Consider the following 22,007-nt stretch of genomic DNA (forward strand, 5'->3'; position numbering starts at 1 on the left):
GCTCAGCCCGCCTGCGTGGTCTGCGGGCCTGTGGTCTTCGGGCCCGTGGTCCTCAGGCTCCACACGACGTACTCCACGAGCCGGCCGACGGTGAGCTCGATGATCTCGTCGAACTCCATGCCGGCCAGGAACTCGGCGAGGTTGACCCGCTGCCCGTAGCGCTCCTCCAGCAGTCCGGCCAGGGTGACGAGGTCGATGCTCTCCAGCTCCAGGTCGCGGTTGAAGGTGGTGGACATGCCGATGACCGCGTCGTCGTCGCCGTACTCCGCGAGCACCGTGCGGAGCATGCCGGCGAGGTCGGCGAGCACGGTGTCTGCGGTGGGCTGCGCCGGGGCCGGCTGGGTGGGGTTCATCGGGGATACTCCTCGGCTGCTGCTTCTGGCTGTCCGTCGTCGGGGTGCCCGTTGTCGGGTGGTCCGTCGTCGGCTCCGGGACCGGTGGTCCAGGCGACCACGTAGGTGCGCTGCGGCAGGGCGGGCGGGTTGGCCACCGGTGCGCAGTGCACGGTGTAGAGGGGTTCCAGGCGGCCGGAGACCAGCAGCCGGCTGCCGTCCGGGGAGGCCTCCAGCACCGCGAAGTCCCGTGGGCGGCCGCCGAATCCGACGCCCTCGGCCTTCGCGACGGCCTCCTTGGCGGCCCAGAACCGGGTGAACCACACGGCTTCCCCGCCCTGCGCGGCATGGGCGCGCAGCAGGCGCAGTTCGGCCGGGCCGAGCGCGGTGGCGAGGGTGGCCGGGTCGCGTTCGGTGACCTCTTCGATGTCGATGCCGGGGCCGGGCCGCGGAGTGTGCGGCCGGACGATCGCCACGGCCGCCTCGGCACGGTGGGCGAGCGAGACGTCCAGCGGGGGCAGCGCACGTCCGTGTACTCCGGTGACGTACGGACGCCCCAACTCGTCGTTGAGCAGACGCAGTTCCGCGGGGAAGACGGGCCCTTCCCCCTGCCGCCAGAGCCACTGCCGTACGGCGTCCTTGGCCGCGATGCGACCGAGCAGCCACTGCCGGCGGCCGCGCGGCGGGCGTTCGGCGTACTCGGCGCGCTCGGCGCCGCCGAGCGAGTTGCGCATGATCAGCTCGCGGGAGGCGAGGTCCGGCCAGCGCTCGTGCACCAGCGCCCAGCCGCCGGGCATGGCCGCGGAGAGGGTGTGGCGCTCGGGGAAGCGTTCGACGGGCCGGGTGCTGGGGTCGTTGTCGAAGCGGCGGTCCTGCCAGCCGTCGATCACGGCCCACACCCGGCCGCCGACGGCGAGCTCGGCGTCGGCCTCCAGGACGGTGTCCGTGAGGGAGGTGATCCGCAGCACGCAGTCGACCTCCGCGCCCGGGGCCGGGTGGGGTCCGTGGAAGCGCATGTGCCGCATGCGCACGGGGAAGACGACGGTCCGCTCGGTACGGGCCGTCATGATCCAGTACCCGAGCAGCTGGCCCACGTTGTCCAGCAGCGCGCCGGGAGCGGCGGGCGCGGTGATCACTCCCCGGATGTGCCGCTCGCCGATCGCGGTGAGGTCGGTCAGGCCCTGGAACCCGGGGCCGTGGAACATCCAGCGGTCGCGGTAGAGCTGGGCCGCGGTGTGCTCGGGGCGGCGTTCGGGGGCGGCCGGGAGGGCGCGGGGCGGGGGCGGGGCGGGGTGGTGCGGGGCGAGTTCCACGGTGGCGCGGGCCGTGGGGCCGAAGGCGACGGTGACGCGGTCCGGGTGGCCGGGGGCCGGGGCGACGGTGACGGTCACGTCGACGGGGGGTGTGGCGGTGAGCCAACGGTCGAACCGGACCTCGTGCACGGCGACCGCCCGCAGGCCCGGGGCCGCCGCCTCCGCCGCGTCCATCATGTGCCGGACGATCGTGGTGGCCGGCACGACCGGCCAACGGTCCTCGACGTCCGGCCAGTTGGGGCGCTGCCGGAAGAAGCAGTGGTCCAGGAGGTGGGGCATGGCGTGGGGGGACACGTGGACGGTGGTGGTCACGGGGGACGGGGGGTGCTGGGCGTGCTGGGGGTTCGGGGCGGCGGGAGTGGAAGCCGCGGCGCCGGGGGCGGCGCCCCTCCGGGTGCGCCCGGTGGTCGCCGCGATCAACTGCGCCGCGGTCTGCGCGGTGTCCCGCAGCAGGGCGGTCAGCTCGGCGGCAGCCGGGAAGTGCGGGGCGAGGTCGTCCAGTTCGCCGAGTCCCGGGGCGGCGGGGCGGGCTGTGGAGGCGGGCGCGGGGTGTGCGGTGGCGGACGGTCCCGGGCCGGGCGCGGGCGCGGGGTGTACGGCGGGTGGTCCGGGGCGCAGGTCTGCGCGGAGTGCGTCCAGTGCCGGTCCGGTCAGTGAGACGAGAGCCCCGCCGAGGTCGAGCCGGACGGGTGGGCGGCGCCGGTGTGCCGGTGCGGTCGCCGTGGTGGCTGGCGGCTCGGCCTGCGTGGGTGCCGTGATGCGTGCGGGCAGGGCCGATGTCATCGCCCGCGCGGTTGCGGTGTTCGGTGCCGCCACCACGGCCGCTCCCGCCGTCCACAATGCCGTTGCCACGCGGTGCAGTTGAGCCATGCCGCTGCGCTCCGGCACGTTGGCGGCAACGGCCAGGTGGTCACGGTCGCCCAGGGTGTCGCCGATCAGAGAGGTGAGCCGGCCGGGACCCATCTGGACGAAGACGCGATGCCCGGCGCCGTACAGGGCCTCGGTCAGCTCGCGGAAGCGGACGGGTTCCAGCAGATGCCGCACGAACAGCTCACGCACCGCCCGCTCGGCCTCGGGGAAGGGCGCGGCGGTCGTCCCGGACCACACCGGAACGGCCGGCGGGTGGAGCCGGAAGCGGTCGGCGGCCTCCCTGATGGGGGCGAGGTACGGCTCCAGCATCGGCGTGTGAAAGCCGGAGCGGAAGGGCAGTACCTGGCAGATCACGCCCTGCGCGCGCAGGGACCGTACGAACTCCTGGACCGCCGCGCCGGGTCCGCAGACCATGGACTGGCGGGGTGCGTTGTCGTGCGAGAGCACGATCCCGGAGTCCGCCCAGGACTCGGCGAGCGCGGCGCGGACGTGCGCGGCCGAGGTGCCTAGGGCGGCGAAGGCGAGACCGGGCACGGTGACGCTGTCCGGGTCGAACTCGGCCATGAACGCGTCCACTTGGTCCGGCGCGTACAGCCCGCCCGCCGCCATGGCCGTCCACTCGCCGACGCTGTGCCCGGCGACCGCGTCCGGCACGACCCCCATGCGGCGCAGCGCCTGGTCCAGTAGGCGGCCCACCCCGACGACGCCGAAGCCGTGCCGTCCGATGTCACCGACCCGGACGTCCGTGCCGGGCAGCGGGGGGAGGCCGAAGTGGGCGGCGATGTCGTCGGTGCGGGGCGTGAAGTCGCCTTCCAGGCCGGGGAAGACGAACACCGGCCCACCACCGCCGGCCGGGCCGAGCAGCGGCCCCGGCCGGAACCACACGTCGCTACGGCCGTGCCAGCCGCGCCCCCTGGCGACCGCTCGGCGGGCCAGGGCGAGCCGCTTGGCGCTCGGGGCCACGATGCCGAGCCGGACCGGGCCGGCGTCGGGGTGCAGCCGGTCCGGGGCGAGCCCGGCGGCGAGGACGGCCGAGTCGTCGGCATCGAGAAGCGCAGCGAGGTCCGCCACGTCGTCGGCGGCGAGCAGCAGGATCCGCTCGGGCTCGCTGACATGGGCGGGATACGGCGCCCGCTCGCCCTCGTGCACCCCCGCTCCGACGTGGGCAGCCTCCGCACTCCCCGCCCCGGCACGCGCGCCTTCCGCGGTCGACGAACAGCCACGCGCGACCTCCGCCGACCCCGAGCCAGCACGACCCGGCGCCTCCTCCAGCACCACATGCGCGTTGATCCCGCCGAAGCCGAACGCGTTGACGGCGGCACGGCGGACCGGTTGCCGAGCGTCCGTCTCCCAGGGGCCGGCCTGCTCCAGTGTGCGGAAGCGGGTGGCGGCGAGGGCGGGGTGGGGGTCGTCGCAGTGGAGGGTGGGCAGGAGGGTGCCGTGGTGGAGGGCGAGGGCGGCCTTGACCAGACCGGCGACCCCGGCGGCCGGCATGGTGTGGCCGATCATCGACTTCACCGAGCCCAGGACGGGGCGGCGGCCGCCTGCCTGCGCGGGCCCGAACACCTCGGCGAGGGTGGCGAGTTCGGCCGCGTCGCCGGCGGGGGTGGCGGTGCCGTGCGCCTCCAGCAGGCCGAGGGAGTCCGGTGCGGCGGGGTCGAGCCCGGCGGCCCGCCAGGCCTGGCGCACGGCTCTGGCCTGCCCGCCCGGGTCCGGTGCGGCGAGCCCCGCCGTACGGCCGTCGCTGGCCACGCCGGTGCCCCGGATCACCGCGTACACACGGTCGCCGTCGCGCTCGGCGTCCGCGAGCCGCTTCAGTACGACGACGCCCGTGCCCTCGCCGATGAGGATGCCGTCGGCGTCGCGGTGGAAGGGGCGGATGCGCTGGCTCGGGGACAGGGCGCGCAGTTGGGCGAAGACGCTCCAGAGCGTGATGTCGTGGCAGTGGTGCACTCCCCCGGCCAGCATCAGGTCGCAGCGGCCGGTGGTGAGTGCGGTGACCGCCTGGTCCACGGCGACCAGGGAGGAGGCGCAGGCCGCGTCCACGGTGTAGGCGGGGCCGCGCAGGTCGAGCCGGCCCGCGATGCGGGAGGCGGCCAGGTTGGGGACCAAGCCGATCGCGGACTCCGGGCTGTCGGGGCCGAGCCGTTCGGTGAACGCCGTGCGGACGCGGTCGAGTTGGGCCTCGGAGAGGTCGGGTAACAACTCGCCGAGGGTGCGGGTGAGTTGTCCGGCCGTGCGCACGCGCTGGTCCAGGCGGACCAGGCCGGGGGTGAGGTAGCCGCCGCGGCCCAGGGCCACGCCGATCCGGTGCCGTTCGGGCAGCCGTTCCTCGCCGCCGGCGTCGGCGAGCGCGGCAGCGGCCACGTCGAGGGCGATCAGCTGGTCCGGCTCGGTGCCGGGCACCGAGGCGGGCATGATGCCGTACCGGGTGACGTCCACCTCGGCGAGGCCGTCCACGAATCCGCCGCGCCGGCAGTAGATCCGGTCGGGGGCGGCGGGTCCGGTGGCGGAGCCGGGCCGGTAGTAGGCGGCGTCCCAGCGGTCCGCGGGCACGTCGCTGATCGCGTCGACCCCGTCGCGCAGGTTGCGCCAGTAGGCATCGAGGCCGGGGGCGCCGGGCATCAGCACCGCCATCCCGACGACCGCGACGGGAAGCTGTCCTGCCGTCATGTCACCAGCCCGACGCGGTGTAGACGACGGCGCGGGCCGATGGGTCGCCCCAGGCGAGTTCGCGCAGCAGGGCCGCGGTGCCCTCGTCGGGGTCGATCAGCTCGATCCCGCGCCGGGCGTACTCGCGGCCGAGTTCCGCGCCGACCATGCCGCCGTGCGCCGCGGACGGCGCCCAGGGTCCCCAGTGGACGGTCAGCGCACGAGCGCCCGCACGGTCGGCCCAGTCGGCGCCGAGGGTTTCCAGGGCGTCGTTGGCGGCGGCGTAGTCGGCCTGGCCACGGTTGCCGAGCACGGCGGCGATGCTGCCGAACAGCACGGTGAACGCGGGCGCGTCCGGCAGGTCGTCCAGGGCGGCGAACAGGGCTGCTGCTCCGGTCGTCTTAGTGCCGTAGACCCGCTGGAAGGACTTGGGGGTCTTGTCCGCGATCAGCCGGTCCTCGATGACACCGGCGGCGAAGACGACCCCGTCGAGGCGGCCGTGTTCGGCATGGATCTCCTTGACCGCCCGCAGGACGGCGTCCCGGTCCCGGAAGTCCACCGAGCGGTAGCGTGCCGCGCTGCCGAGTGCGCCCAGCTCCGCGAGGGTCGCGGTGATCTCCCGCTGGGCGAGCACGAGTTCGGCGGCCCGGTTGATCTCGGCGGGGCTGGTCACCGCGGGCCCGGCGGCGAGCGCCGCCCGCAGCTCCACGGGGGTGCGCGCGGCGGCGGTGTGCGGGTCCTCGGGCGCGGTGGGCACAGGCGTACGGCCCAGCAGCTCGATACGGCACCGGCAGGCGCCGGCCAGCGTGGCCGCGAACCTCGCGGTGATGCCCCGGGCGCCCCCGACCAGCAGCACGACGGAGTCCCGGTCGAGACCGAGTGCCGCCGCCTCGGCGGCACCGTCCCCCGCGGGCCCGGCACCGGTGGTGGCGAGCGGGCCCAGGGGGGCGGGCACCAGTGCGAGCCCCTGTCGGGCACCGGCCACCGTACGCAGGACGACGGGGGCCGGCTCGGGCGCCCGCAGCTCGGCGAGCAGGGCGTCGGCGACGGCCGCCGGGGCGGTGTCCGCGACGGCTACGACCCGGGCGAGCAGATCCGGGTACTCGCGGCCGACGCTGCGGAACAGGCCGTCCAGCCCGGCCGCCCGCAGCGCGCCCGCGCGGTCGGCGGCCCTGGGGGCGAGCAGCCGGCGCGGGCCGCACGCAAGCGCCGCGCGGAGCACCGGAAAGGCGTCCGGCAGCACCGGGAGGTCGGGGCCGGGCAGCGCGCCGAGGTACACGACACCGTCGACCGGGCCGTCGGCCGCGGTGAGGAGGTGGCCCGCGTCGAGCGGTACGGCTTCGGCGCCGTGCCCGGCGAGCCGCGCAGCGACCTCCGCCGCTACGCCTGCGCCGTCCCCGAGGAGGACGAACCGCCGACCGGCCAGGGCGGGGCCCCGGTCGTCACCGGCCGCCGGGTCCGGCTCCGGGAGCGGCACAGGCCGCAGCTCACAGCGCCGGGGCGGAACGCCGAGGACGGGGGCGGGGGCGGACCCCGTTGGGGCGGACGCCGTCGGAGCAGACGCCGCTTCGGTCGGGCCCTGGGCACGGACGCCCGCTTCTCCGGCGCGCACCGACGGATCCCGGGTTTGCCGGGCCACTGCGGGTATTCGCCCGGCCGCCGCGTCGGGGAAGGCACCCTCGGTCCGCTCCTCCGGGTACCCGACCTGGCCGGCCGCGCGGGGCTCCTCGTGCCGCCCTCCCCCGTCGCCGGACGTCGCCCCCACCCGCGCCGTCAGCCACCCCGTCACCGCGGCGGCCGTACGCGCCTTGGCCAGTTCCTCCAGTTCGGCGTCGTCCAGCACGTCGGCGCCGCCCGCGATGCCCAGCCGTCTGGCGAGCTCCCCCGCTATCTCGGCCCGCTTGATCGAGTCGATGCTGAGGTCCGCCTCCAGGTCGAGGTCGGGCTCGATCATGTCCACGGGGTAGCCGGTGCGTTCGCTGATGATCTCCAGGACGACCCGCTCGACGTCGGCCACCGGGGCTTCTTCGACGGGCTCAGTCAACTCCCCCTGCTCGCCATCGGGTTCGGGGATGACCGCCTGGGGAAGCGGTGCGGCCGGGAGGGGCGCCGGCGGTGTCGCGCCGGGTGCCGCGCCGAAGTAGGTGAGCAGGACATCGCGCTGGGCGGCGACCATCTCCCGGCTGGTGCGCAGGAACTCGGAGATGAGCGCGTCCCGGTCGGCGGGGGCGCCGTACGGCTGGTCGGTGGTCACGGTCGTCTCCACGACTCGTCGGGCCGGTGCGAGGGCACCGGGCAGGAGTGCTCCGTCGGCGGTGCGGACGAGGTGTCCGTCGACCGTCCAGCCGGGCCGTTTCGGTGCCGGGCCGCGCAGCGCGTCGACGGCGTCCCGGCCCCGCAGCAGCCAGGCGGTGCGCACCGGCTGTCCGGCGACGGCGAGCCGGGCGAGGGCGTCGAGCCAGCCGCGCAGGCCGCTGTCGGGGTCCGGTTCGCAGGCGACCGTGCGATGCGGGCGGTTGCCGAGGATCCGTGCGACGAGCCGGGTCAGGACCGTGCCGGGGCCCGCCTCGACGAAGACGCGCGCGCCCGCCTCGTACATGGCCTCGATCTGCGCGGCGAACGCGACGGGGGCGGCGATCTGGGCGGCGAGCTCGGCGCGCACCCCGTCGGGGTCGCGCGGATAGGGCGCGGCGGTCCGGTTGGCCCAGACGGGGAACTCCGGCGCCCGCACCGTCTTGTCCGCGAGCACCTTGGCGAACCGTTCCCCCGCAGCGGCCACGAGCGGGCTGTGGAAGGCGCAGGCCACGGGGATGCGCCGCGCGCCGAGCCCGGCGTCGCGCAGCAGCCGTACGGCCGCCTCGACGTCCGCCGTGGGTCCGGAAACCACCGTCTGCGCGGGCGAGTTGAGGTTGGCGATGACGACGGAGGCGGGTGCGCCGGTCGTCTGCAGGGCGCGTGCGACGGTCTCGGCGGGGGCGCCGACGGCGGCCATGGTGCCCGGGTCGTCGCCCGCCGCCGCGAGGATCGCGCCGGCCCGCTCGGCGCTCAGCTCCAGCAGCGTCTCGGGGTCGAGGGCGCCGGCCGCGGCGAGGGCGACCAGCTCGCCGTAGCTGTGCCCGGCGGCCTGGTCGGGATGGACCCCGGCCGAGGTGAGGAAGGCGTGGGCGGCGAGGCCCGTGATGCCGAGGGCGGGCTGTGCGGTCCGGGTGTCGGTGAGGGCGGCCCGCCGGCGCTCCCGCGCGGAGTCGTCGAACGCAGCGGGCGGATGGACGGTGTCGGCGTGCGCGCGACCGAGGTCCAGGTAGTGCTGCAGCTCGGGGAGGTGGACCAGGAGCTCGGCGAGCATCCCTGGACGCTGACTGCCCTGACCGGGGAACAGGAAGGCGACCCCGCCCGGCACCGATCCGCCCGCCTTGCTCCGCACCGGGTCCGTGCAGGCGACTTCACCCTCCGCCCGACACGCGACCTCACCCTCCCCCCGACATGCGACCCGACCCTCCGCCGGATCTGCGACCTCACCCTCAGCCGAATCCGCGGCAGGCCCGACCTCCTCCGCCGGCCCCGGCACCGGATCCGCCCCATGGATGCCGGCGGCCGGATCGTGCTCCCCGGCGAGCAGGCGCCGCAGTTGTGCGGTGAGTTCCCCGGTGTCCCGGGCCACGAGTGCGGCCTGTACCGGTTCGTGTGAGGTGTCGGCGCGGCGGGCCGCGGCGAGGGCGAGGTCGCGCAGGCGCCAGGGGTGACCGTCGGCCTCGGCGGCCCGGAGGATCTCCTCGGCCTGCCGGTGGGCCGCCGCGGTGTCCCGGCCCCGGAAGAGGAACAGCTCGGCCGGCCAGACGTCCAGGGACCGGCGGGGCGGTACGGCGTCGGTGTGCGCGGCCAGCACGGCGTGGAAGTTGGTGCCGCCGAAGCCGAACGCGCTGACTCCGGCGAGACGTTCGGCGGCCGGTGCCGTCCAGGGCCGGGCGCGGGTGTGGAACGCGAACGGACTGTCGCCCTCCGACCACGCCGGGTTGGGCCGCTCCAGGTGGAGGGTGGGCGGGATGACACCGGTGTGGAGCGCGAGGGCGGACTTGATGAGGCCCGCGAGACCGGCGGCGCACTTGGTGTGCCCGATCTGCGACTTGACCGAGCCGAGGGCGCAGCGGCCCCTCTCCGCGCCCGCCCGGTTGAACACCTCGCTGAGTACGGTGAGTTCGGTGCGGTCGCCGACGACCGTGCCGGTGCCGTGCGCCTCGACCAGGCCCACGTCCGCGGGCGAGACACCGGCGTTGCGGTACGCGCGCTCCAGCGCCGCCCGCTGGCCCTCGGGGCGGGGCGCGGTGAGGCCGAGGGAGCGGCCGTCGCTGGCGGAGCCGAGGCCCTTGACCACGCCGTAGATCCGGTCGCCGTCCCGTTCGGCGTCCGCGAGCCGTTTCAGCACCAGGCAGGCCACGCCCTCGCCGAGGGCGATGCCGTCGGCCGAGGCGTCGAAGGCGCGGGAGCGTCCGGTCGGGGAGAGCGCGTGGACGGAGGAGAACAGGACGTAGTCGTTGATGCCGTTGTGCAGGTCGGCGCCGCCGCACAGCACGAGGTCGCTGGTGCCGGAGACGAGTTCCTTGCAGGCCACGTCGAGGGCGGCGAGGGAGGAGGCGCAGGCGGCGTCGACGGTGAAGTTGGCGCCGCCGAGGTCCAGCCGGTTGGCGATCCGGCCGGAGATGACGTTGGCGAGCATCCCGGGGAAGGAGTCCTCGGTCAGCCGGGGCAGTTGCTCCTCGATGCCGTCGGGCACCTTGCCGTAGTACGACGGGAGTACGGCGCGCAGGGTGACGGCGCTGGACAGGTCGCTGCCCGCCTCCGCGCCGAAGACGACCGAGGTCCGCGCGCGGTCGAACGCCCGCCCCCGCGCGCCGTATCCGGCGTCCTCCAGCGCCCGGTGGGCCGCCTCCAGGGACAGCAGCTGGACGGGTTCGATGCTGCCGAGGGAGGCGGGCGGGATGCCGTAGCGCAGCGGGTCGAAGGGGATGCGGGGCAGGAATCCGCCCCACTTGGAGGCCGTGCTGCCGGCCGCGTGGTGCACGGCCGGGTCCCAGCGGTCGGCGGGCACCTCGGTGACGGCGTCGCGGCCGGTGACGATGGTGGACCAGAAGGCGGCGAGATCGGGGGCCTCGGGGAACATGCAGGCCATGCCGACGATGGCCACGTCCAGCGGTGCGGGCGGCTCCGGCTCGGCGGCGGGGGTCGGGCCCGGTCGGGCGGCCCGCCGCGTCAGGAAGTCGGCGGCGCCGTCGGTCACCGAGCGGTGCAGGTTGGCCAGGGTGGTGGTCGCCGAGCGCAGCACGGCGACCTCGCCGGCCATGAACATCCCGTCCGCGAGCTGCCGTTCCTCGTCCACGCCGGCCAGCGCGCCGTCGGTTCCGCGCTCGACGCCCTTGCTGGCGATGCGCAGCCGGCCCACGTTGAGCCGTTCCAGCCCCTCCCAGACCTCGCGGTCGGTCAGCCCCTGCGCGCGCAGAGCGGCCTCGCGCGCACGGTAGTCGCCGGTGAAGGGGCTCGGAACACAGCGGGTGGCGTGGCCGGGCGCGGTCTCCAGCAGCGTGGTCGCGGTGGCGGTGAGCACCTGCCGCTGGAAGAGGGGCCGCACGGCGCCGTGCGCGACGGCCTCCTCGGTGAACAGGTAGGCGGTGCCCATGAGCACGCCGACGGCGGCGCCCCGGGTGGTGAGCGGTGCGGCCAGGGCCGCGACCATCGCCGCCGACCGCTCGTCGTGGACGCCACCGGCGAAGAACACCTCCAGCCGCCGGGCGGTCGTGTCGTCGGCGCCCCTCAAGAAGTCTTCCAGTACGGCGAGTTGGGCCTCCCACAGCGGGAAGGAGGCCCGGGGCCCCACGTGCCCACCGCACTCGGATCCCTCGAACACGAAACGGCGCACGCCCGCGTCCAGGAACTGCCGCAGCAGTCCAGGCGAGGGCACGTGCAGGTAGCTGCGGATCCCGGCGCGCTCCAGCGTCTCGGCCTGTGCGGGCCGCCCGCCGGCGATGATCGCGTGCGTGGGCCGCAGTTCCCGTACGGCGTCCAGCTGGGCGTTCCTGATCTCCTCGGGCGCGAAGCCGAGCACGCCCACCCCCCAGGGCCGCCCGTCCAGCACGGCCCGTGCCTCGGTGAGCATCGACCGGGTCCGCTCGCCGTCGGCCAGGGCCAGCGCCAGGAACGGCAGCGCCCCGTCCGTGGCGACGGCCGCGGCGAAGCCCGGCTGGTCGCTGACCCGGGTCATGGGCCCCTGCGCGACGGGGAGCCGGGTGCCGAGCGCCCGGCTCATGGCCGACCCGGGGCGCAGGGCCGCGGCCGCACCACCGTCCGCCGCACCGCCATCGGCCGCACCACCGTCCGCCGCGCCGAGCATCGCCGCGGACACCTCCCGCACCGACCGCCGTACGTCCCCGAACCGTTCGGCGAACCGGGCGGCGAGGAAGCCGTCCTGGCCCACCGGCAGCAGCCGGCCGCGCAGATCGTCGGCGCCCAGCAGGTCCGCGACCGCGCCGGGGTCGTCGGCCGGCGGGCGCGGGGCGTCCGGTCCCCGGCGTCGCAGTACCCGGTGGCCGCCGAGCACCACGGTCTCCGAGCCGTCGAGGGAGCGCAGCACCGAACGGACCGTCTCGGGCAGCCCCGACTCGGCGAGCAGGGCCAGTTGGCTGTCGAGGACCACTCCGGCGGCACCGCCGGCCACCGCGGCCGCCGCCGTACGCGGGCCGATGCCGCCGCAGGCCCAGACCGGGACGCGACCCGACTCCTCGTCGGACAGCAGTTGTTGCAGCAGGACGAAGGTGCTCAGCTCGCCGACCCGGCCACCGCTCTCACCACCGCGGGCGATGAGCCCCTGGGCACCCGCGCGCACGGCCGCGCGTGCCTGCTGGATGTCCGTGACCTCCGCCAACACGCGCCAGTGGGAAGGGAGTTCGGACGGGCTCCAGGTTGCGTCCGCGGTGCGGATCACGGTGTCGGGGCTGTCGCCGACCTCGGCCGGGGTCAGCGCGCAGCGCCCGGTCACCCGCACCCCGAAGGGGCCCGGCGCCGACCGTCTCAGCCGGGACAGCGCCTCTCGGGACCTTCGGTCCCCGGCGCCGAGGTCGAGGATGCCGAGCGCGCCGGCGGCGCAGGCCGCGGCGGCGAGCCCGGCGTCGGATTCTCCGAACGGGGTGAGGCACAGGACGAGGTCACGGAGGCGCACAGGCGAGGTCATGATGCTCCGGCACGATCGGCGAGACAGCACGGTGGGGGGTGTGCGGCGGAACGATCTGGTGCGAGGGCACCGGAAACTAGCCTCGGCCTACTCACGGGTCAATAACGACGCCCCCTTTTCGCGTCCGGTGACATCGATTCGGCCAACGGGTCGAATTCCGCGCAAGAGCCGGAAAACGCGGCAATTCCCCTGGCCGGTGCGGGCGGGAAACCATCCGGATCCCCGCGCCACACCACCACAACCCCGGCAAAGTCCCCACCCACTTCACCGCGCACTCACCCGGCCGCAACGCGATAGGACATCCGCTTGAAGTCTGTAAATTCCGCATGACTTCGGCGCGGTGGCTCGATCGCGGCCAGGGCTCCGGGGAACGGCCCGCGCCGCGGGTCAGCGGAGCAGTGCACCCACGGTCGCCGGTACGGCGGCGCCCGTGATGGCGACCCGCGGAGGGATCCGGTGCGCCGCACGCACCGCCCGCGCGAGCGGGACGGACCCGGTGCGCCGCCCGTCGTGCCCGGCGCGGACCTGGGCGATCCGGGTCTCGTCCACCTCACCCGGCTCCCCCGGAACCCTCCACTCCCCCGGCCCGCCGCCCGCGCCCTCCGGCTTCCCGCCCGAGGTGTTTCCGTGCGCGGGGCCACCCCCGCCATCGCCCCTCAAGGACCCATCACCCTCGGCGGACCCCGGCTGCCGATCCCCTGGCGCGTCCGCCCCGCTCGGCGCCCACCCCTCACCACGAGCGCCGGGACCGCTCAGAGCACCGGGACCGCCCGGTACGCCGGGAACACCCGGTGCGCCCGGCGCCGCGTACGGCCGCCCCGTCCCGTCGGCCCACGGCTCCAGCACCCAGCGCTGCTCCGGCGAACCGTCGCGCGGCGCCAGCGTGACACGGGCGGACGCGTCGCCGGGGCCCGGAGCAAGCGCGAGGCCCTCGTGCCGGCGCGGCAGGATCTCGCCGCGCACGGTGATGTCGTACGCCACCTCTCCGGCGTGCACGACGCATCCGGCCAGCACGACGCGCTGCGTCCCCGGGTCGGCGGCCAGGCACAGGGACGGGTCGGTGACGCTGTGCAGCAGTCCGTCGGCCTGGTACGACCACTGCTGCGAGGCGGCGGAGGAGCACGGCGCGAGTCCGACACCGGCACCTGCCCGCACGCCGTCCCCGCGCACGTCCAGGCAGCGCCCGGAGGCCAGTGCGCGCAGGCCGCCGCGGGCCACCTCGACGGCTTCACCGAGCGAGGCGGCGGAGGGGGAGCCGGCGGCCCGGGCGCCGGTGCCGCCCGGGTGCGTGGTGTGGCCGGCGGGGGCACCCCAGGTGGCGCCCGGTTGGGGGACACCGTTGTCATCGGACCAGCTCCTGACCGCCAGGACGGTGGCGAGCAGCGCGAGCGAGGCCAGTCCGACGCCGATGACCACGGCCGTGCGGTGGCCGCCGACGGGCCCGGAGCGGTGCCTGCCGCCCGCCCCCGCTGCCACCGGGACGGGTGCCGGTGCGCACGGCAACTCCTCGACGGCGCCGCGTCCCGGGCGCGAGTCGAGATAGCGGCGGGCGCCCCAGCCGAGCACGGTCTCGGCGAGCAGGAGGCCCAGGCCGCCGTCGAACAGCGCGAAGGTGTCGGCGGCGTGCCGGCAGTACGCGCAGGCCGTCAGGTGCTGTCGTACGTCCGGCAGCAGGGCGCCGCCGCGGCGCACGGTCACGTCCAGAAGGCGGTTGTAGAAGCGGCATTCCGCGGAGGGCGCGAGTTCCCGGTGGGCGCGTACGCAACCCGCCCGGAATTGGTCGCGCGCCTGTTCCAGGGCGGTGGCCGCGGTGGCCGGGTCGATACCCAGCAGACCGGCGGGTATGTTTATGGGTTCCGCTTCTACCTCGGTGTGCCACAGAAGGCATTGCGAGGCGCCGGGAAGTGCATGGAACGCGCGTTCGGCGAGTTGTCGCCTTTCCGGCGTTCCGGGCTTTGCCGCACACAGTCCGCGGCCTCCGGCCGGTTTGCGCAATTCCGGCAGGGTCGCGCAGGTCACGTCGTCCGCCGCCCAGGCGCGGACGATGTCACGGACGGCGACGAGCAGGTGCGGGCGCAGTGCGCCCACGGCCGCTCCGCCCGCCATCCGGCCGAGGACCTCATGGAAGGCGGCGGTGGCCACGAGCTGCGGCGCGGGACCTGCGGAGGCCAGACAGACGACGGCGTAGTCACGGGCGGCCCGCCAGTGGCGCGCCAGCAGCAGGGCCACGGCGTGATGGTGGGCGGCGTGCGGGCCGCCGAGCCGGGCGGCGAGAGTGCGGTCGGACTCCCCGGGCGAACCGGGCAGCGGCGGATAAGGCGGGCGTGGGGGGTGGGGGGACTGCACGGAACCATTTCCTTCCAGCCGCAGGACCGCACACGAATGCCGTCCTGTCGGAAAGCAGTGCCGATGTGGTGCATACCTGGTTCTGGTACATACCTAAAGGGCCGGCCCGGGCGTTCGACGCCTGCCTTTGCCCTCCCGCAGGAAGGCTCACCTTCGCACACGCGACTCACAGGAAACAAGAAGTTCGAATGACTCGGTTTCAAAGTCGGTTAAAGCCACAAGAGTTACCGCCGGTATCACTTCCACAGCCGGTTCCCATGTTTCTCCGGGCGCACTCTCATCCGCGTCCCCGAGCATGGGCCGCATGATCGTCCCCCACTGCACAGCGACCCCGCCTCCGCCCGTACGGTCCGCAAGGCGGTCGTACCGGCCGCAGGACTCGGCACCCGCTTCCTGCCCGCGACCAAGGCCACACCGAAGGAGACGGTTGGGGGACTCAGCGCATCTGCTTGGACGTTCCGTTCGGAAGGGCCCGCCGCATGCCACAGCTCGTCTTGTGGGACATCGACCACACACTCATCGACACGCGCGGAGTCGGACGCAGGCTGTCCGCCGCAGCGTTCGAGGAAGTGACCGGTAAGGCGATGCGCCGACAAGCAAAGATCGACGGCATCACCGAAGCCGTGATCTTCCGGGAGACCGCCAAGCTCCACGGCCTCACCGCCGACCGAGCCGACTTCGAGCGTTTCGCGGCGGCACTCACAGCGCAGCACATCCGGCACGCCGGCGCACTGCGCGAGCAGGGGCACGCCCTGCCCGGTGCCGCAGCCGCCCTCGACGCCCTCGACGCTGCCGGGGTGCGGCAGACCGTGGTCAGCGGCAACGTGCGCGCCGTCGCCGAGATCAAGCTCAACGTCTTTGGCTTGGACACCCACATCCAGTGGGACGAAGGCGCCTACGGCGAGGACGCCGACCTGCGACCGGGGCTGGTGAAACTGGCGCTCGCCCGCTCATCCTCCGCGCTCCAGGAGACCGTTCTGATCGGCGACACCCCCGCCGACGTCGAGGGCGGTCTGGCCACCGGCGTCCGCGTCATCGCCGTCGCGACAGGCCGCAGCTCCGCTCAGGAACTGCGCGCGGCAGGTGCGCACGCTGTGGTTCCCGACCTGACAGACACCGAGGGTCTGTTGAAGCTGGTCACCGGGAGCAACCTCTAGGTACGGCCCGCCGTTCACCTCTTTGCTCGCCAACCTGCTGATCTTCCACAACACCCTCGATATCGCCGATGTGGTGCGGCAGTTGCAGGGCGAGGGTTGGGTCATCGACCCGCTGGGCCTAGGCTCAGATCTCGCCTTACCTGACGGAGCACGTCAACCGGTTCGGCGTCTACTCCACCCATGAGATAGGGGTCACCCCGGAGGACTACGACACCGACCTCGACGTCGACTTCAGCGTGTTGGAGGACGAGCAGGCCCCAGCGGTATGACTTGCATGCTTCAGCGAGGCAGGGTGACGAGCCCCATCTCATAGGCGGTGATGACGAGCTGGACCCGGTCCCGGGCGCCCAGTTTGGTGAGCAGCCGTGACACGTGTGACTTGGCGGTGGCCACCGTGATGAAGAGGTCCTCGGCGATCTCGGTGTTCGACCGGCCGCGTCCGACCAGGGTCAGCACTTCCCGTTCCCGCTCGGTGATGCCCTCGACCGGCCGTGGGGAGCGCTCCGGGACAGCCGCGGGGCGGCCGATGAAGTCCGCGATCAGACGGCGCGTCACGCCCGGCGCGATCAGTGCGTCGCCGGCGGCGACCACGCGGATCGCCGCGAGGATGTCGTCCAGCGCCATGTCCTTGACCACGAAGCCGCTCGCGCCGGCCCGGAGCGCGCCGTAGACATGGTCGTCCTCGTCGAAGGTGGTCAGGACGAGGACGCGTGTGGTTGCCGAATCGGCAGTGATCAGGCGGGTGGCCTCGATCCCGTCCATGCCGGGCATCCGGATGTCCATGACCACGACGTCGGGGCTGGCATCCCTGACCAGTTGGACGGCCTCAGCGCCGGTGGCGGCTTCACCGACGACCTCCAGATCTGGGTGATCGGCCATGATCACACGTAGACCGGACCGAACCAAAGGCTGGTCGTCGGCGAGCACCACACGGACGGTCATCGGGCCCCCGCCGGAACTCGGGCGGACGCGGGCAGCGGCAGCCGGGCCGCCACCCGGAAGCCGCCCTCAGGGCGTGGCCCGGCGCTGAGGTGGCCGCCCAGCAGACCGACCCGTTCCCGCATTCCGATGAGGCCGAAGCCGTGGGCCAAGCCGTCCTTGGTGGCGCCGTGCCCGTGGTCGAGGACCTCCACGGACAGCTCCTCGTCTCCGTAGTCGATGGCCACCCGGCAACGCCCGGTACCCGCGTGTCGGACCACGTTGGTCAGCGCCTCCTGCACGATGCGGTAGGCGGACAGGTCGATGTCAGCCGGCACGGGACGCTGCTGTCCGGTGCAGCGCACGTCGACGCGTACCCCTGCGCCCGCGGTCGCTGCCGCCAGCCGTTCGATGTCCGCCAGCCCCGGCGTGGGTGCGAGCTGTGACTGCTCCGAGGTGGTCGCGCCTGGGTCGGCCTGACGGAGTGACACCAGCGTGCGCCGGAGTCCCGAGAGGGTCTCTCTGCTGGTGGCCTCGATGGCGCGCAGGGCCTCGTGCGCCTCGGCCTGCTGGGTCTGGATGACCCGGCTGCCCACACCGGCCTGGATCGCGATGATGCCGATGCTGTGCGCGACCATGTCGTGCAGCTCCCGTGCGATGCGCAGCCGTTCGGCGGTCACGGCCTCGGCCACCTGCTGTGTCCGCAGCGCCACTGCGTGCTCGCGGCGCTCGCGGCTCAGCAGACCGGTCATGCAGGATGCGGCCAACGCCAGGAGGGCGATCAGCCCGTTGGTGGCCAGACTGTTCCCGTGCGCGAAGACGCTGATCACCAGGAGTTGCACCGTGAAAGACGCGGCCACAGCAGCAGTCGAAGTGCGCCGTGCGCAAGTGGCGACGATGAGGCCCAAAACGAGGTCCACCGCCAGATACGACAGGAACTGGCCCTGATATGACGCCGCCCGGTTCTCATGGCCGTAACTCGGGGGGCCCACCACCACAGCAGTGGATCCGAAGAGTGCCATGACCAGAGCCAGCAGCGGCATCCGTCGCACCACACCGGCGAGCAGGCTCACAGCCAGCAGCGCCCCGACACCGTGGACCGTGCCCGACGCCCGCGGTGCGGCCCCCACCAGCAGACCCACCACGAGGAGGTAGGAGGCACCCCCCGCCCAGGCCATGGCCTTGGTTCTCGTCATCGGCGGTGTCCCCTCCTGGGAACAAGGCCGGGGTGCGCGACGCGCGCAGGCAACGGGATGGTCGTCATGGGGTTCACGCCGCGAGACTAACTGGACCACCAGCAGCGTGGCATCAGCCCGGGGACGTACGCCCACGGTTCAATCCGGCCGCATGATTGCCGCCCACGGCCCCATGCCCGGACAGGGCTCCTCTCGGCAGTGTGGGGATGCCGTGATCGAAGTCAGCGAACTCACCAAGCGCTACGGCAGCAAGACGGCCGTCGAGCATCTGTCCTTCACCGTGCGGCCGGGCCAGGTCACCGGATTCCTCGGCCCAAACGGAGCCGGCAAGTCCACCACCCTGCGGATGATCCTCGGCCTGGACGCGCCAACCACCGGCTCCGCCACCGTCAGCGGAGTCCTGTTCCACCGCCACCCGCGCGGACTGCGGCACGTCGGCGCCCTCCTCGACGCCGGACAGGTTCACGGCGGACGCAGCGCTGCGGCCCACCTGTCCGCTCTGGCCCGCAGCAACAGCATCCCGCGGCGCCGGGTGGGCGAGGTGCTTCATGAGGTGGGGCTGGCCGAGGTGTCGAACCGCCGCATCAGCGGATTCTCCCTCGGCATGAAGCAGCGGCTCGGCATCGCCACCGCCTTGCTCGGCGACCCGCCTGTGCTCATGTTCGACGAGCCGATCAACGGCATGGACCCGGAGGGCGTGCTCTGGGTACGCCGGCTCTTCCGGTGCCTGGCCGCCGAGGGACGCACGGTCTTCGTCTCCAGCCACCTGATGTCGGAGATGGAGAACACCGCCGACCAGCTGGTCGTCATCGGCCGGGGCCGCCTCATCGCCGCCGAGTCGGTACGGGACTTCGCGGCCCGTAGCACCCGTAGCAGCCTTGTGGTGGGGACACCGCAGGCCGCCGAGCTGGCAGCCGTACTGACCGCGGCGGGCGCCTCGGTCGAGCCGGAGGGCTCGACCGGCGTGGAGAAACTCGCCGTGACCGGGCTCCCGGCCGACCGGATCGGGGCGCTCGCCTTCGACAACGGTATCCAGCTGAACGAGCTGACCACCCGCACCGCCTCACTGGAGGCGGCCTTCATGGAACTCACCGCCGACAGCACCGAATACCAGGCAGGACAGCCCCGATGATCACGCTCACTCCGCCCGCCGGGCCACCTCCGTCACCGCGCCGCCCGCCCGCTTCCGCGACCTGCTCGCCGCCGAGTGGACCAAGACACGGTCCCTGCGGTCCACACCGTGGACGATCGCACTCACCCTCCTGTTCGTCATCGGGTCCACCGCCGTGGCCACGCTGGCGGACAAAGCCGCGCCCTCCGGCCCCGCTGACTTCCGGCCCTACGACGCCTATCCGCCGGCCGGCTACTGGACGCTGATCCTCGTCGCCAGCAGCATCGGCGCCCTCGCCGTCGTGAGCGAATACAGCAGCGGGCTGATCCGCACCACCACCGTGGCCGTCCCGGCCCGCGGCTCGATCGTGCTGGCCAAGGCAGCCGTCACCGCCGCACTGTGGACCGCGGTCGGCACGGCCGCCTCCACCGGTTCCTTCCTGGTCTCCCAGGCCATCCTGGACGGGCACCACGCTGACCTTCCGATCACCCACCCCGGTGTGTTCCGGGCGCTGGTGGCATCCGCGTTGCTGGCTCCGGTCTGCGCCCTGGTCGGTCTGGGTCTCGGTGTTCTGCTCCGGCATGCCGCCGGGACCATGATCACCAGTGTCTTCACCCAGGTGATGCTGCCCCCCATGTTCTCGGAGAGCAGCCGCTGGTCGGCGGACATCAAACACGCACTGGTGTCGGCCGCCTGGAACCGCCTGATCCAAACCTGGGGGCCGGACCCCGGATCCTTGGGCTACACCGCCACGGTCCCCGGCTCCTGGATCGTGTACACGCTCTGGCCGCTGATCACGGTCGCACTCGCCGTTCTCGTCGTGAAACGCCGCGACGTGTGAGTGCGCCCCCAAGGGCGAGGTCCCGGTAGCTCGTCACAGCCTTGGTGACGGGCTCTCACAAATGACCGGTTGCGAGAGTTCTGCGAGAGCACCGGAAGTGATCACGAATCCGCAGGTCGCCGTTCGCAGAAGTCCTCCCAAAACCCCGGCGTTGTGCGAGACAGTTCTGACAGACTTCTGGGGTGACCTGACGCCCCATCAAGCCCCAATCGCGGTAGAGCGAAACGACTGTCCGAAGTGTGAAGCCCCGGTCGGCAGTCCCTGCCGCACCCGCGCCGGGAGACGCGCGACGAAGTACCACACCGCCCGCTTCATCCTCGTGCCCGCGCTCCGCGAGGAACTCGACGTCCCCGTGCCGGAGGACCGCGGCCCGGGGCGGCCCTGGAAGCCGGGCCCGCCCGTCGATGCTCTGCCTGCTGCCGCGGCGTCCAAGCCGATCCGGATCGGGTACGCGCGCTGCTCGACCGCCCAGCAGGAACTCGCCTCCCAGCCCGACGCGCTCGCACCGGTCTGCAAGCGGATCTTCAGAGAGAAGATCTCCACCCGGGTCAAGGTCCGGCCCGAACTGGAGAAGGCGCTCAAGCTCGCGTACGACATCAAGGAGGCCGCCCCCAACCAGGAGGCCAACCTCACCGTCCACGAACTCAAGCGCCTCGGCCGCAACGCCGCCGAGCTGATGCCCCTGTCCGGCCAGCTCCAGGCCGCCAGCGTCCACCTCGAACTCCTCACCGGACCGCTCAGCGGCATCTACGACCCCAACGGCATGGGCGCGATGTTCTTCGCCGTCCTGGCCGCCGCGGCCCAGATCGAGCGCAACTACATCCGCGAGAAGACCCTGGAGGGCCAGGCGACCGCGGCGGCCAAGGGCAACCACGGCGGGCGGCCGAAGGTCATCGACGACGACATGCTCCTCTTCGCCCGCGCGCTGAAGGACCGCGGCGTCCCGTCCCCGAGATCGCGAAGAAGCTGACCATCAAGACGGGCAAGAACGCAGGCCACCATCCCTCGGTGGCCTCGGTCTACCGCGCGCTCGCCGAAGCGCAGGCGAGTGAGGCACCAGCCGGGCCGGAGGTGTTCGCTCCGCGCCGGCCGATGCGGGTGGACCTCACCGGTCCCGGCAGCGGCACCGACCCCGAGCTGTTGGAACGCCTCACCCGGCAGGTCCTCGGCCCTGCCGTCGGCGACGTGGTGGACACGCTCGTTGAACCCAGCGGGGACGGGACAGACGACGTCGTGGCGGCGGCGCTGCTGGCGCAGGCCCGAGCCGAAGGGGAGGATTCGTGATCCCGATGCCGCCCCTGGGGACAGAGGTAGGAGTCCGGGGCCTGTATGAGGCCGGCACCGTCCACGGGTGACCCGAGCCTGCACCCGCGTCCGCCCGGCATCCAAGGGCACGTCATCGGGCCGGCGAGGTGTGAAGGCGGCGCACGCTCGCCGGCACCACCGCAGGCCACAGCGCCCCAGCCATCTGCTGATCACTCAACCTGACCCGCCATCGCGTGGCGGGTGCGCAGAGATCTCACCTGTTGGCAGAATGCCCTGGTGCAGCCTCTGCCGGTTCCCTGCCCCGCGCACCTCATCCCGGACGCCACAGGCACCGACGCCTTCCACGACGTCTACCGCAACGCCATGGCGCACAACGCCGTATTCGTCGCCATCGAATCCGAGAAGCGGCAGCGGTGGACCGTGAAGGCGGACACCCTCACCGCCGGCGCCGGCCACGCGGTCGCCAATACCGTCAACGAGGCAATCCGGGACGCGATCACCCGCCTGGTCCACGGCCACGAGGTCGACCTGGACGCCTACACAGGGCCGGTCTACTTCATGATGCACGGCGTGCCCAACGAAGAACGCGCCCGTGAACTCGCCGCCGCACTCCACGCCGCCCTCTACGGCAACCTGGAACCCCTGGCCCGCGCCGTCCCTCCCGCACCCTGACGCGCACGCAACTCCCACGGCCCGCACCCGTGTGCACGAGGCGCAGGGGCACGGGGCGGCTGCACCGCCGGGAGAACGGACCAGCCGGGCGGGCGGTCCCGCAGGATCCGCACA

The 22,007-nt window shown here is 73.6% G+C and carries 12 protein-coding genes and 2 pseudogenes; 8 read left to right on the top strand and 6 right to left on the bottom strand.

From position 1 onward, the window contains the following. Nucleotides 1-2: 2 nt before the first annotated feature. The 4 genes from ACWC2T_RS27145 to ACWC2T_RS27160 form a co-directional block, all read right to left on the bottom strand. Nucleotides 3-353, bottom strand: coding sequence for an acyl carrier protein (locus ACWC2T_RS27145; RefSeq protein WP_450672972.1), 351 nt, complete (start codon nucleotides 351-353; stop codon nucleotides 3-5). Next, nucleotides 350-5,188: a beta-ketoacyl synthase N-terminal-like domain-containing protein gene (locus tag ACWC2T_RS27150; protein WP_450672973.1), complete on the bottom strand. Its 4,839-nt coding sequence runs from the start codon at nucleotides 5,186-5,188 to the stop codon at nucleotides 350-352. Before ACWC2T_RS27150 ends, ACWC2T_RS27145 begins: the two co-directional genes overlap by 4 nt. 1 nt (nucleotide 5,189) lies before the next feature. Beyond that, nucleotides 5,190-12,386 (bottom strand): SDR family oxidoreductase, encoded by a 7,197-nt coding sequence (locus ACWC2T_RS27155; protein ID WP_450672974.1) that lies wholly within the window; start codon nucleotides 12,384-12,386, stop codon nucleotides 5,190-5,192. 387 nt (nucleotides 12,387-12,773) lie between these two features. Beyond that, a complete protein-coding gene (locus tag ACWC2T_RS27160; RefSeq protein ID WP_450672975.1) occupies nucleotides 12,774-14,732 on the bottom strand; it encodes an RICIN domain-containing protein in 1,959 nt (652 codons plus the stop codon). Between the two features lie 318 nt (nucleotides 14,733-15,050). Here ACWC2T_RS27160 and ACWC2T_RS27165 point away from each other — a divergent pair. Both ACWC2T_RS27165 and ACWC2T_RS27170 read left to right on the top strand, forming a co-directional pair. Then, nucleotides 15,051-15,155 (top strand): annotated as a pseudogene (locus ACWC2T_RS27165) (UTP--glucose-1-phosphate uridylyltransferase); the annotation flags it as partial. A 56-nt stretch (nucleotides 15,156-15,211) separates the two neighbouring features. Beyond that, nucleotides 15,212-15,889, top strand: coding sequence for an HAD family hydrolase (locus ACWC2T_RS27170; RefSeq protein WP_450672976.1), 678 nt, complete (start codon nucleotides 15,212-15,214; stop codon nucleotides 15,887-15,889). Between the two features lie 279 nt (nucleotides 15,890-16,168). Here the strand turns inward: ACWC2T_RS27170 and ACWC2T_RS27175 are convergent, their stop codons facing one another. Further along, nucleotides 16,169-16,831, bottom strand: a complete 663-nt coding sequence (locus ACWC2T_RS27175; protein WP_450672977.1) for a response regulator — start codon at nucleotides 16,829-16,831, stop codon at nucleotides 16,169-16,171. Next, nucleotides 16,828-18,003 (bottom strand): sensor histidine kinase, encoded by a 1,176-nt coding sequence (locus tag ACWC2T_RS27180; protein WP_450672978.1) that lies wholly within the window; start codon nucleotides 18,001-18,003, stop codon nucleotides 16,828-16,830. The genes ACWC2T_RS27175 and ACWC2T_RS27180 overlap by 4 nt, the downstream gene beginning before the upstream one ends. A gap of 211 nt (nucleotides 18,004-18,214) precedes the next feature. On the opposite strand from ACWC2T_RS27180, the gene ACWC2T_RS27185 reads away from it, so the two are divergent. From ACWC2T_RS27185 to ACWC2T_RS27210, 6 genes and pseudogenes are all read left to right on the top strand, one after another. Then, complete coding sequence (locus ACWC2T_RS27185; RefSeq protein ID WP_450672979.1) at nucleotides 18,215-19,135, top strand: ATP-binding cassette domain-containing protein; 921 nt, start codon at nucleotides 18,215-18,217, stop codon at nucleotides 19,133-19,135. A 154-nt stretch (nucleotides 19,136-19,289) separates the two neighbouring features. Further along, complete coding sequence (locus ACWC2T_RS27190) at nucleotides 19,290-19,955, top strand: ABC transporter permease (RefSeq protein WP_450672980.1); 666 nt, start codon at nucleotides 19,290-19,292, stop codon at nucleotides 19,953-19,955. Between the two features lie 61 nt (nucleotides 19,956-20,016). Continuing rightward, nucleotides 20,017-20,247 (top strand): annotated as a pseudogene (locus ACWC2T_RS27195) (zinc finger domain-containing protein); the annotation flags it as partial. Between the two features lie 27 nt (nucleotides 20,248-20,274). Then, nucleotides 20,275-20,925, top strand: a complete 651-nt coding sequence (locus ACWC2T_RS27200; protein WP_450672994.1) for a recombinase family protein — start codon at nucleotides 20,275-20,277, stop codon at nucleotides 20,923-20,925. A gap of 38 nt (nucleotides 20,926-20,963) precedes the next feature. Then, complete coding sequence (locus ACWC2T_RS27205) at nucleotides 20,964-21,239, top strand: hypothetical protein (RefSeq protein WP_450672981.1); 276 nt, start codon at nucleotides 20,964-20,966, stop codon at nucleotides 21,237-21,239. A 258-nt stretch (nucleotides 21,240-21,497) separates the two neighbouring features. Beyond that, nucleotides 21,498-21,893 carry a hypothetical protein gene (locus ACWC2T_RS27210; protein WP_450672982.1) on the top strand — a complete coding sequence of 132 codons (396 nt, stop codon included), beginning with the start codon at nucleotides 21,498-21,500 and terminating at the stop codon, nucleotides 21,891-21,893. The last annotated feature ends 114 nt before the right edge of the window (nucleotides 21,894-22,007 follow it).

The sequence above is a fragment of the Streptomyces sp. NPDC001393 genome (assembly GCF_053597455.1).

What these genes read in the sequence shown, in the direction of transcription:
- ACWC2T_RS27175 (WP_450672977.1), bottom strand. Translation starts at nt 16,831, where the DNA reads ATGACCGTCCGTGTGGTGCTCGCCGACGACCAGCCTTTGGTTCGGTCC.
- ACWC2T_RS27145 (WP_450672972.1), bottom strand. Translation starts at nt 353, where the DNA reads ATGAACCCCACCCAGCCGGCCCCGGCGCAGCCCACCGCAGACACCGTG.
- ACWC2T_RS27150 (WP_450672973.1), bottom strand. Translation starts at nt 5,188, where the DNA reads ATGACGGCAGGACAGCTTCCCGTCGCGGTCGTCGGGATGGCGGTGCTG.
- ACWC2T_RS27170 (WP_450672976.1), top strand. Translation starts at nt 15,212, where the DNA reads ATGCCACAGCTCGTCTTGTGGGACATCGACCACACACTCATCGACACG.
- ACWC2T_RS27155 (WP_450672974.1), bottom strand. Translation starts at nt 12,386, where the DNA reads ATGACCTCGCCTGTGCGCCTCCGTGACCTCGTCCTGTGCCTCACCCCG.
- ACWC2T_RS27180 (WP_450672978.1), bottom strand. Translation starts at nt 18,003, where the DNA reads ATGACGAGAACCAAGGCCATGGCCTGGGCGGGGGGTGCCTCCTACCTC.